Origin of the sequence: Streptomyces sp. MH60, assembly GCF_002939385.1 — a bacterium.
Lineage (GTDB): Bacteria > Actinomycetota > Actinomycetes > Streptomycetales > Streptomycetaceae > Streptomyces.
The window spans coordinates 88,224-100,008 of the sequence record NZ_MULI01000016.1 but is presented as its reverse complement, the minus strand read 5'-3'; the positions used below and the strand labels follow the sequence as shown (position 1 = coordinate 100,008).

Annotated in this window: 10 protein-coding genes and 1 riboswitch; of the genes, 9 read left to right on the top strand and 1 reads right to left on the bottom strand. The window is 72.8% G+C overall.

The window, feature by feature from the left end:
- Window positions 1-209: 209 nt before the first annotated feature.
- A riboswitch (cyclic di-AMP (ydaO/yuaA leader) is annotated at window positions 210-366 on the top strand.
- A 1-nt stretch (window position 367) separates the two neighbouring features.
- Window positions 368-859 carry a transglycosylase SLT domain-containing protein gene (locus tag BZZ08_RS13670; RefSeq protein ID WP_104632462.1) on the top strand — a complete coding sequence of 164 codons (492 nt, stop codon included), beginning with the start codon at window positions 368-370 and terminating at the stop codon, window positions 857-859.
- 23 nt (window positions 860-882) lie between these two features.
- Here BZZ08_RS13670 and BZZ08_RS13665 read toward each other — a convergent pair whose 3' ends face one another.
- On the bottom strand, window positions 883-1,692 hold the full coding sequence (locus BZZ08_RS13665) for an HAD family hydrolase (protein ID WP_104632461.1): 810 nt from the start codon (window positions 1,690-1,692) through the stop codon (window positions 883-885).
- 580 nt (window positions 1,693-2,272) lie between these two features.
- Between BZZ08_RS13665 and fahA the strand changes: the two genes are divergently transcribed.
- The 8 genes from fahA (at window position 2,273) to BZZ08_RS13625 (ending at window position 11,783) form a co-directional block, all read left to right on the top strand.
- On the top strand, window positions 2,273-3,499 hold the full coding sequence (fahA, locus tag BZZ08_RS13660) for a fumarylacetoacetase (RefSeq protein ID WP_104632460.1): 1,227 nt from the start codon (window positions 2,273-2,275) through the stop codon (window positions 3,497-3,499).
- 244 nt (window positions 3,500-3,743) lie between these two features.
- Window positions 3,744-4,682, top strand: coding sequence for a M56 family metallopeptidase (locus BZZ08_RS13655; protein WP_104632459.1), 939 nt, complete (start codon window positions 3,744-3,746; stop codon window positions 4,680-4,682).
- Window positions 4,683-4,868: 186 nt separating this feature from the next.
- Entirely contained in the window at window positions 4,869-5,657 is a 789-nt protein-coding gene (locus BZZ08_RS13650) for a GntR family transcriptional regulator (protein ID WP_104632458.1), read from the top strand.
- A 41-nt stretch (window positions 5,658-5,698) separates the two neighbouring features.
- A complete protein-coding gene (locus BZZ08_RS13645) occupies window positions 5,699-5,926 on the top strand; it encodes a 4Fe-4S dicluster domain-containing protein (protein ID WP_030145386.1) in 228 nt (75 codons plus the stop codon).
- A gap of 14 nt (window positions 5,927-5,940) precedes the next feature.
- A complete protein-coding gene (locus BZZ08_RS13640; protein WP_104632457.1) occupies window positions 5,941-7,299 on the top strand; it encodes an ABC transporter substrate-binding protein in 1,359 nt (452 codons plus the stop codon).
- The gene (locus BZZ08_RS13635) at window positions 7,296-8,192 is read left to right on the top strand and encodes an ABC transporter permease (RefSeq protein ID WP_104632456.1); all 897 of its coding nucleotides are present in this window, start codon (window positions 7,296-7,298) and stop codon (window positions 8,190-8,192) included. The genes BZZ08_RS13640 and BZZ08_RS13635 overlap by 4 nt, the downstream gene beginning before the upstream one ends.
- Window positions 8,170-9,042 (top strand): ABC transporter ATP-binding protein, encoded by an 873-nt coding sequence (locus tag BZZ08_RS13630; protein ID WP_104632455.1) that lies wholly within the window; start codon window positions 8,170-8,172, stop codon window positions 9,040-9,042. Before BZZ08_RS13635 ends, BZZ08_RS13630 begins: the two co-directional genes overlap by 23 nt.
- An 11-nt stretch (window positions 9,043-9,053) precedes the next feature.
- On the top strand, window positions 9,054-11,783 hold the full coding sequence (locus BZZ08_RS13625; RefSeq protein ID WP_104632454.1) for a fumarate reductase/succinate dehydrogenase flavoprotein subunit: 2,730 nt from the start codon (window positions 9,054-9,056) through the stop codon (window positions 11,781-11,783).
- The last annotated feature ends 2 nt before the right edge of the window (window positions 11,784-11,785 follow it).

Genomic DNA, 11,785 nt, shown 5'->3' with positions numbered 1-11,785 from the left:
CCCCGTCCGAACCTGTGCCCTCCCTTTGCCCCGCAAGCCAGTTGGGACTTGGCAACAGCAAAGGATCAAGAGCCTCAAACACCTCAGACCAAGGTCAACAGGCACTTGGGGTGATTCCTGCACTTGTTCCGGACATGTGCTCTCGCATACGTTCCCGGCCTGTCGGGCGGACGCCGAATCCTGCCACCGCCCGTCGCACAGTCATCCACCCAACAAACTCGCCGGCAGGAGCGGGGGACCCAGGTAAGTCGCCGCACCGGTCACCACCGGAGCGGCTCGGGGTGAAGCCGTACCCGTCGAGGGCGCGGCCGGGCACCTCCCCGCCCGAACCCGACAGCTCACCTCGTAGGCGTAAGGAGAGGGACACATGTCTGCCAACGGTCAGAACCGTCACGCCCGCACCGGCCGCCTCGCCCGCAAGCTCGCGGTGGCCGGCACCGGTGCCGCGGTGCTCGCGCTGCCGCTCATCGGCGCCGCCACCGCATCCGCGGCCACCCCGGCCGCCGCCACGACCGCCGTCACGGCGGCCACGACGTACCCGGACAACCTCGACGGCTGGATCCGCGAGTCGCTCGACATCATGGCCCAGCACGGCATCCCCGGGACCTACGAGGGCATTCACCGCAACATCATGCGGGAGTCCTCCGGCAACCCGCTCGCCATCAACAACTGGGACATCAACGCCGTCAACGGCACCCCGTCCAAGGGGCTGCTCCAGGTGATCGACCCGACCTTCCAGGCGTACCACGTGCCCGGCACCTCCTGGGACCCGTACGACCCGGTCGCCAACATCACCGCCGCCTGCAACTACGCGGCCGACCGCTACGGCTCGATGGACAACGTCTTCAGCGCGTACTGAGCCGTACGCCGCCTGAGCCTCGCCTAAGAGGTACCGAAGATCCGCTCGAGGACGACGGCCACGCCGTCGTCCTCGTTCGTCGTGGTGACCTCGTCCGCCACCGCCTTGAGTTCGGGGTGGGCACCGGCCATGGCGACGCCGTGGGCCGCCCAGTGGAACATGGGGATGTCGTTGGGCATGTCCCCGAAGGCGATCGTCCGCCGCCGGTCGAGGCCCAGGTGCTCGGCGGCCAGCGCCAGGCCGGTCGCCTTGGTGATGCCGCAGGGCTGCAGCTCCACGGTGCCGGGCCCGGACATGGTGACCGTCGCGAGGGAACCGACCACCGCGCGCGCCGTCGTCGCCAGTTCGTCGTCGGTCAACTCGGGGTGGCGCAGCAGCACCTTGCTGATCGGCGTGGACCACAGCTGCTCGCGCCGCTCGACGCGCACCGCGGGCAGCGTCGGGTGGGGCATCAGGTAGCCCGGCTCGATGAGCGTCAGCCCGTCGACGCCGTCCTGGTCGACGGCGGCGTGCACCTGACCCACCTCGGCCTCGATCTTGCCGAGCGCGGTCTCGGCCAGCTCCCGGTCCAGGGTGACCGACCACAGCATCCGGTGCGCCCCGGCGTCGTACACCTGCGCGCCCTGCCCGCACACCGCGAGTCCCGTGCGGCCGAGCCGGTCGAGCAGGGGGCGCACCCGGGGGGCCGGCCGGCCCGTCACGACCAGGTGCCGCGCACCCGCCCCGGCGACCCGCGCCAGCGCGGCCAGCGACCGGTCGGAGACGGTGTCGTCGCCGCGGAGCAGCGTGCCGTCCAGGTCGGTGGCGACGAGTGAATATGCGGTGCGGTCCATGATCAGAGAATACGGACACCGCACCCCTCCGACTCACCCGTGACCGCTTCCGAACGAGGGCGTAGCGAGTGCGTTCGAAGCGGAACGACGATGCACGAGGACGCCCGATCATGTCCGAAACCTGACAGATCATCGGCTAAGGCCGGTTGAGGGGCCTGTGCACCGGTTGGCGACAGCATGGCCCACTACCTGCTGTCCGGGCGATCCCGGCAGCACCTTCCCTTTGTTCGGGGGGACTTGATCGGCGGGGGCCGGGGTGAACGGCGGACGGGTCTCCCCGGCCGCGCGTCGGCCCGCACCGAGCCCGGACCGGCCTCCGACACCCGCCCGGAGTGACCCCGTTCGCCGCCACTGCGTCGAGATCGCGTCCCGGGCGCCGCCACCTTCGGCCGCACTGCCCAAGACCGGTAGGTCAGCCGTAACGTGTGGCACGTGTGGCCCGACCATGTGTCACGTGACCACACCGATCACGTGGCACAACGGTTCGCACAGCACGCAGCACGCAGCACGCAGCACAGAGCACAGAGCAGACACGGCGCGCACGGCGCACATGGCGAGCACGAAAGCGAGGCAGCACCTGATGCCCCCCTTCGATGTCCCCGAGGGCGATCCCTTCGGTCCGCACAACCTTCCGTACGGCGTGTTCTCGATCCCCGGCTCGCGCGACCGGACGGTGGGCGTCCGGCTCGGCGACCACGTCCTCGACGCGGGCGCGGCGGCCCACGCTCTCGGCTCGCCGTACGCGTCCCTGCTCGCGCGGCCCACCCTCAACCCGCTGCTGGCGGCCGGGCGGACGGCGTGGTCGGACGTGCGGCGCGCGCTGACGGCGTGGGTGACGGTCCCCTCCCACCGCGAGGTCCTGGAGCCGCTCTTCCATCCGCTGTCGTCGGTGACCCTGCACCTGCCCTTCGAGGTCGCCGACTACGTCGACTTCTACGCCTCCGAGAACCACGCCCGCAACGTCGGCCAGATCTTCCGCCCCGACGCCGCCGACTCCCTTACCCCGAACTGGAAGCACCTCCCGATCGGTTACCACGGCCGCTCCGGCACGGTCGTCGTGTCCGGCACGGACGTCGTACGTCCGTCGGGGCAGCGCAAGGCACCGGCCGACGCCGCTCCCGTCTTCGGCCCGTCCGTCCGCCTGGACATCGAGGCCGAGGTCGGCTTCGTCGTGGGCGTGCCGTCCGAGCCGGGCAGCCCGGTGGCGCTCGGCGACTTCCGCGAGCACGTCTTCGGGCTCTGCCTGCTCAACGACTGGTCCGCGCGGGACGTCCAGGCCTGGGAGTACGTGCCCCTCGGCCCGTTCCTCGGCAAGTCCTTCGCCACGTCGGTGTCGGCGTGGATCACCCCGCTGGACGCGCTGGAGGAGGCACGGGTGGCGCCGCCCGAGCGCACGCACGAGCTGCTGCCCTACCTGGACGACACCCACGACGACCAGGACGGCCCCGGCGGCTACGACCTGCGGATCTCCGTCGCGCTCAACGGCCACGTCGTCTCCGAGCCGCCGTTCTCCACCATGTACTGGACGGCCGCCCAGCAGTTGGCCCACATGACGGTCAACGGCGCCTCGCTGCGCACCGGTGACCTCTACGGCTCGGGCACGGTGAGCGGGCCGACCGAGCGGGAGCGGGGGTCGCTGCTCGAACTGACCTGGAACGGCCGCGACCCGCTGGAACTGCCCGACGGCAAGCGGACGTTCCTGGAGGACGGGGACGTGGTGACCCTCTCGGCCTGGGCCCCGGGACCTGACGGGGTCCGGGTGGGGCTGGGAGAGGTGACCGGGCGGGTGGTCGGCCGGGACGTCTGACCGGGCGCGGGAAGGCCCCCGGCGGCGCGTGCGGCGACCTGTGCGGCGGCGCGAGCGGCCGGGAGGCTCCGTCCGACCGGTCGGTGGCGGCACGAATTCCGGAACCGGTGCCCGCCGACACCTGACTCGCACCGCCCGGCCCCGTCATACTGGCGTCGGGCGGTGTCCGCGCACGGCCCGGTCCAGCACAGCCCCTGTTCAGCCAGAGCCGCCCATCCTTCGACCAGGATCCGGAGCCAGTGGCATGACCGTCTGCCTGCTCCTGCTGTTCGTCGTCGCCGTGACCGCCGCGGTGCCGGTGCCGCGCGCGCTGACCCGTTCCGCGTGGCCCGAGCGGGACCCCGTGGTCGGACTGTGGGTGTGGCAGTGCCTGGTCGCCACCGTGCTGCTGTGCTGTCTGACGGCACTGATCCTCGGTGCCACAGCGGTCTTCGGGACCGTCCGCGCCCAGCTGTTCGCACCGGCGCCGCCCGCGGTGACCGCGGCGTACAACCTCTCCGCCGGCCCGGTCTGGGCGGCCGTCCTCACCCTGCTGCTGGCGGCCGGTGCCGCCTGGACGACCGCGATGCTCGCGCGCGAACTCGTGGAGGCCCGCCGCCGGCGCGCCCGGTCCCGCGCCCATCTGCGCGAGCGCGCCCCCGACCTGCCCGCCGGGCTTCCCGCCGCCCGCGGGCCGCTGCTGGTCCTGGAGGACGAGTACCCGGACGCCTGGTGGATGCCCGGCAGCCCGCCGCAGCTGATCGTCACCACCGGCGCCCTGCACCGCCTCACCGACCATCAGCTGGACGCCGTCCTCACCCACGAGCGCGGCCACGCCCGGGCCCGCCACGACTGGCTGCTGCACCTGTCGACCGCCCTGGCCACCGGGTTCCCGAGTGTCCCGCTCTTCGCCCACTTCTGCGACCAGACCCACCGCCTGGTCGAGCTGTCGGCCGACGACACCGCCTCCCGGCGCTGCGGCCACCTGACCACCGCGCTGGCCCTGATCGAGCTGAACCAGCACCGCGGGGTCCTGTCCTGCGCCTCCAGCCACCGGCTCCTCGGCGAACGGGTCGACCGCCTCCTGGAGCCCCAGCCCCGCCTGCCCCGCCGCCACCGCGCCCTGACCACGGCGACAGCGGCCCTGGTCCCGCTCCTCCCCCTCCTGATCACCTTCGCCCCGGGTCTGACGGCCTTGGCATAGCCCCACAGCCGCGGGCGCCCGCTTCGGCACCCGGCGCCCCCGGTGAAAGCCACGATGAGAGCCACGGTGGCAGAACTCCCCCACCCCGGACGGAAACCCCAGCTCACCCCCACCACCGGCGGAGCTCCAGGTGGCGCAACATTTCAGCAACACCACTAATCCCACTGGATAGGTATGGTTCCAGCCATGCCGCCCACCGCACGCATCCGAGACCACGCCGGCCAGGGCGCGACCACCGTCGCCGCCCACCGCACGCGGCGTCGGCTGCGCGCCGACCAGGCCCGTCAACTGGCCGACCTGCTCCGCCGCCAGCTCCTCGACGACGCCTTCCCCGACGGCACCCTCCCCCACGAGGACACCCTCGCCGCCGACTACGACACCACCCGCAACACCGTCCGCCTGGCGCTCGACCTGCTGCGCGCCGAAGGGCTCGTGGCCCGTCGGCCCGGGATCGGCACCGTGGTCGTGGCCCGCAAGTACGCCCACGGGCTCGACCGGCTGATGGGCCTCGCGGAGACCCTGCACGAACACGGCCGCGTCACCAACGAGGTCCGCACGACCGTCCCCGTCCCGGCTCCCGCCCCGGTCGCCGAACGCCTCCGCGTCCCACCCGGCGCCGACGTCCTCTACATCGAACGCCTGCGCCGCCTCAACGGCGTCCCCCTCTCCCTGGACCTCACCTACCTCCCCCTCGACATCGGGACCACGCTGCTCGGCGCGGACCTGGAGAACACCGACGTGTTCCGTCTCCTGGAATCCGTCACCGGCCGGCCGCTCGGCCACGCCGAGATCACCCTGGAGGCCGTCACCGCCGACGCGCACTCCGCCGCCGTACTGGAGGCACCGCGCGGCACGGCGGTCCTCATGCTGGAACGGCTCACCCACCTCGCCGACGGCCGCCCCGTCGACCTGGAGTTCGTCCGCTTCCGCGGCGACCGCATCGCGATGAGCGGCCTGCTGCACCGGTCCCTGTGACCCGCTGAACCCCCTTTCGCGCACCCTCCCTGGAGACAGCCATGCCCTTGGCGCCCCAGCGGGCCGACGTGCCCGTGACCATCGACGAGTCGAAGTGCATCGAAGGCTGCACGCTCTGCGTGGACATGTGCCCGCTGGACTCCCTCGCCATCGACGAGCGCAACGGCAAGGCGTACATGCACGTCGACGAGTGCTGGTACTGCGGCCCGTGCGCCGCCCGCTGCCCCACCGGGGCGGTCACGGTCAACATGCCCTACCTGCTCCGGTGAGAGGCCGACTCCCCATGAAGGCGAAACGCACCCCGCTCCCCGCCGCTGCCGCCGTGGCTCTGCTCCTCTCCCTCACCGCCTGCGGCGGCGACGCGTCCGCCGACGGGGACGGCTCCACGGTCACCGTGACGGTCGGCTACCAGTCCAGGACGATCAACACGGTCACCGCCGGCACCCTCCTGCGCTCCCTCGGCTACTTCGAGAAGCAGCTCAACTCCCTCGGCGACGGCATCACCTACAAGGTCGACTGGCAGGACTACGCGACCGGCGCGCCCATCACCGCCCAGATGACCGCCGGGAAGATAGACATCGGCTCGATGGGCGACTTCCCGCTGCTCATCAACGCGGCCCGCGGCAAGCAGCTCGGCAAGCCGACCCGTCTGGTCTCGGTGACCGGCTACAACCTCCGCGGCGGCCTCAACACCATCGTCGTCGCCCCCGGTTCCCCTCTCACCTCCCTCAAGGACCTCAAGGGCAAGAAGGTCTCGACGAGCGTCGGCTCGGCCGCCGACGGGACCCTCGTGCGCGCCCTGCAACGCGCCGGTCTCGACCCCGCCGAGGACATCGAGAAGCTCAACCAGCAGCCCGCCGTGGGTGCCTCGGCCCTGGACGCGGGAAGTGCGGACGCCCTGTCGCAGTTCGTCGCCTGGCCCGGCCTGCTCGCCCACCAGGGCAAGGCGAAGGCCCTGTACGACGGAGCGCAGCTGAACCTGCCCACCTTCCACGGCGTCACCGCCGTCGAGGACTTCGCGAAGCGGCGCCCCGCCGTGCTGGAGGCGTTCCTGAAGGCCCAGACGCAGGCGACCGACTACCTGGACGCGCATCCCGTGGCCGCCGCGGAGAAGGTCGCGAAGGCCACCGGCCTGCCCGCCGAGACCGTCTACCTCTACAACGGCTCCCAGGGCATCGCCACCTTCGACCCGGCGGTCAAGCCGCAGCTCGTCGAAGCCCTCAAGGAGGACGTCTCGATCCTCAAGGACGCGAAACTCACCGGCGACGTGGACGTGGACGCCTTCGTCGACGACCAGTACGTGAAGAAGGCGCTCGGCCCGACCGAGTACGCCGAGCGGCTCGCCGCCACGCCCCCGGAACCGGCCGGCGAGGTCTGGCCCGAGGGCGCGGAGAAGACCCTGTCCTTCTCCTCCCCGGCCGCGCTGCTGCGGCACGTGGCCGGGCATCGCGACGAGGTCCGCGCCGCCTACGTCCCCGACAGCACCACCGGCACCCTGTGGTTCGCCGACCAGGCGGTGTGGGTGGCCGACGGCGGCGACCTGCTGCCCTTCGTCGCACCCGAGACCGCGCGGGCGTACGTCGCCGGGCACGGCGGAGCGCGCGTCGTCCCGTACGCCGAGGCACTGGAGCGGGCGTCGTGAACCGCTACGCCCGCTACGCGCTGCGGATCGCCTCGCTCGCCGTGGCCCTGGGCCTGTGGCAGTTGCTGACCGCCCAGGACATCGACCTGTGGCTGCGCTTCTCGCAGTTCCCCACCGTCACCGACGTGGCCCACACCTTCGCCGACCGGCTGGCGGGGCCCGACTACTGGACCGACCTCACCGACAGCCTGACCCGCATCCTCACCGGCTTCCTGCTCGCCGCCGTCCTGGGCGTGGCCACGGGCGTGCTGGTGGCCCGCTCGCGGCTCGCCGAGGACCTGCTCGGTCCGGTCCTCGAGGTGATCCGGCCCATTCCCGCCATCGCCCTCGTCCCCGTGGCGATCCTCCTCTTCCCCTCCAACGAACAGGGCATCGTCTTCATCACCTGCGCCGCCGCCTTCTTCCCCGTCCTGGTCTCCACCCGGCACGCGGTACGCGCGCTGACCCCCGTGTGGGAGGAGGCGGTCCGCACCATGGGCGGCGGCCGGTGGCGGGTCCTCGGCTCGGTGGTCCTGCCGGGCGCGCTGCCCGGTGTCTTCGGTGGTCTGTCGGTCGGGATCGGCGTCTCGTGGATCTGTGTGATCTCCGCCGAGATGATCTCCGGTCAGTACGGCGTGGGATACCGCACCTGGCAGGACTACACGGTCGTCGACTACCCGGGCGTCTTCGTCGGCATGGTCACCATCGGCGTGCTCGGCTGGCTGACCTCCACGGCCGTGGAACTGCTGGGCCGCCGCCTCACCCGCTGGCTGCCGCGCACGGCGTACGTCCCCACCGCCCGTCCGAAACCCGCACGGACCGGTGCGCCGCCGTCGCCTGCCCGCGCCGCCGTACGCAAGGACACCCGCGCCCATCCCGAGGAGGCACGCGATGAGCACCTCGTCCGAGACTGAGACCGGGACCGAGACCGAGGTCGGGACCGAGACCGGGACGGGTACCGAGGTCGGGGACGAGGCCGGAGCCGGGGTCCGTACTGGGGACCGGCCGCCGGCCGGCGCCGGGGCATCCGGCCGCGGCACGCGGCTCACGCTGCGCGACGCCACCCTCGGACGCCCGGACGCCGCCGCGGTGAGCGGTGTGGACGTCGACGTCTCCCCCGGCGAGATCCTCACCGTGGTCGGGCCCTCGGGCTGCGGCAAGTCGACGCTGCTGCGCACACTCGCCGGCCTGTTGCCGCCGCTGGCCGGAACGGCGGAACAGGACGGGCGTCTCGTCGTGAGCCCGGGCGCGGACCGGGCGCTGGTCTTCCAGGAGGACGCCCTCCTGCCCTGGCGCACCCTGCGCGGCAACGTCGAACTCCCCCTCGCCATCCAGGGCCTGCCCCGCACCGAACGCCGGGAACAGGCGACGGCCTGGCTGGAGCGGGTCGGCCTCGCCGCACAGGCCAGGCAGCTGCCGCACCGTGTCTCCGGGGGACAGCGCCAGCGCGCCCAGCTGGCCCGGGCGCTGGCCGGACGTCCCCGCGCCGTCCTGATGGACGAACCCTTCGGCGCCCTCGACGCCCAGACCCGCGTCGGCATGCAGGACCTGCTGGTGGAGGTGCTGCACGGCACGGGAGCCACGGTCGTCTTCGTCACCCACGACGTGGACGAGGCCCTGTTCCTCGGCGACCGCGTCGCCCTGCTCGGCGCCGGCCGCCTGACCGCCGTACGCGACGTGCCCCGCCCCCGTGACCGCGCCGCGCACGACGACCCGGCCCGCGTGGCGCTGCGGCGCGACGTCCTGACATCCCTCGGCACCTGAAAGGCCACCTGGTGGAGATCCCCGCGCTCACCGACGCCGAAGAACTCTCCTGCGACGTCCTCGTCATCGGCGGCGGCACCGCCGGCACCATGGCCGCGCTGACCGCCGCCGAGCACGGTGCGGACGTGCTGCTGCTGGAGAAGGCCCACGTCCGCCACTCCGGCGCCCTCGCCATGGGCATGGACGGCGTCAACAACGCCGTCGTCCCCGGCCGCGCCGAACCCGACGACTACGTCGCCGAGATCACCCGCGCCAACGACGGCATCGTCGACCAGTCCACCGTCCGCCAGACCGCCACCCGCGGCTTCGCCATGGTCCAGCGGCTGGAGTCGTACGGGGTGAAGTTCGAGAAGGACGAGCACGGCGACTACGCGGTCCGCCAGGTGCACCGGTCCGGCTCCTACGTGCTGCCGATGCCGGAGGGCAAGGACGTCAAGAAGGTCCTGTACCGGCAGCTGCGGCGGCGCGAGATGCGCGAACGGATCCGCATCGAGAACCGTGTGATGCCGGTGCGGGTCCTGACCGCGGAGGGGCGGGCGGTGGGCGCGGCGGGCTTCAACACCCGCACGGGGCGCTTCGTGACCGTCCGCGCCGGTGCCGTGATCCTCGCGACCGGCGCCGCGGGCCGGCTCGGTCTGCCCGCCTCCGGCTACCTCTACGGCACCTACGAGAACCCCACCAACGCCGGTGACGGCTACGCCATGGCCTACCACGCGGGCGCCGAACTGACCGGCATCGAGTGCTTCCAGATCAACCCGCTGATCAAGGACTACAACGGCCCGGCGTGCGCCTATGTCGCCAATCCCTTCGGCGGTTACCAGGTCAACCGGCACGGCGAGCGCTTCGTCGACTCCGACTACTGGTCGGGCCAGATGATGGCCGAGTTCGCAGCGGAGGTCGCCAGCGACCGCGGCCCGGTGTACCTGAAGCTCAGCCACCTCCCGGAGGAGTCGGTCTCCGCCCTGGAATCCATCCTGCACTCCACCGAACGGCCGACCCGCGGCACCTTCCACGCGGGCCGCGGGCACGACTACCGCACCCACGACGTCGAGATGCACATCTCGGAGATCGGTCTGTGCGGCGGCCACTCCGCCTCCGGCGTCCGGGTCGACGACCACGCCCGCACCACCGTCCCCCGCCTCTACGCGGCCGGTGACCTGGCCTGCGTGCCGCACAACTACATGATCGGCGCGTTCGTCTTCGGCGATCTGGCGGGCGCGGACGCCGCCCGGTACAAGCCCTACGCGGGCGAACTGCCACCCGAGCAGCTGCGCGAGGCGCACGAGCTGGTCTACCGCCCGCTGCGCAACCCCGACGGCCCACCGCAGCCGCAGGTCGAGTACAAACTGCGGCGCTTCGTCAACGACTACGTGGCGCCGCCCAAGTCCGGCGCCCGGCTGTCGCTCGCCCTGGAGTCCTTCGAGCGGATGCGCACGGACATCGCGGCGATGGGCGCCCGCACCCCGCACGAGCTGATGCGCTGCGCCGAGGTCACCTTCATCCGCGACTGCGCGGAGATGGCCGCCCGGGCCTCCCTGGCCCGCACGGAGTCCCGCTGGGGCCTGTACCACGAGCGCGTCGACATCCCCGAACGGGACGACGCGTCCTGGTTCCACCACCTCGATCTGCACAAGTCCCCCTCCGGTGCGATGGAGTTCACGGCTCGTCCCGTGGCTCCCTATCTGGTTCCGATCGACGAGTTCACGCCGGTCGGTGGCCCCTCCAGGCACCTCGGCGAGGTGCACCCGGAGCAGGTGGCGACGGCCGGGGCCCGCGATGCCGCGCCCCTCGCCACCGGGGGCCGTCCCACGGCCACCGCGGTCACCGCGGTCACCGCGACCGCCGAGCCGGGCGCCGCCGGTTCCCCCCGGCTGCTGGAGCTGCTCGCCCTGGCCGAGAGCGAGCCCGAACTCGCCGCCCTCCGCCCGTATCTGTCCGATCCCGAACCGGGCGTCCGGCGCACGGCGGTCACCGTGCTCACCGAGACCGTCCCGGCCGGTACCGGTCCGGCGCTCGCCGCCGCCCTGTCCGATCCCGACAGCGAGGTGCGCTCCGCCGCGGCCGCCTCGCTGCGTGAACTGGCCGAGACGCTGACGCCCGAACCCGCCCTGGGCGAACCCCTCGCCGAGGCACTGGCCCAGCACGACCCCGTCGTCCGCGCCACCGCCCTCGACCTGCTGCGCATCCTGCGGCTGGGCAGCACCGGCACCTTCGCCACGGCTCTTTGCGACACCGACGTTCCGGTGCGCATCGAGGCGGTGCGCGGGCTGGTCTCACTGGACGCCGCCGAGTCGCTCTCCCGGGCCGCCGACGATCCGTCCCGTGAGGTGCGGGTCGCGGTCGCCAAGGCACTGGGGACGCTGCGGGCGGCGCCCCGCACCGGCGGTGCCCTCGACCGGCTCACCGAGGACCCCGACGTCCTGGTCCGCGGCGCCGCTCTCGCGGCCCTGGCGGACACGGGCTGCCCCGCCCCACTGGCGGCCCGTGCGGTCACCGCGCTGTCCGACCCCGCCTGGCAGGTGCGGGCGGGCGCGGCCACCGCGCTGTCCGCCGCCGGTTCCGACCGCGCGGTCCCCGTCCTCGCCAAGGCCCTCGCCGACCGGAACGCCGACGTCCGCAAGGCGGCCGTCCTCGCGCTGACCCGGCACACGGCCACCACCGAGGACGCCCGGACGGCGCTCGCGACCGTCACCGGTGACACGGACGCCGACGTCAGGGCGTACGCGACCCGGGCGCTGTGACG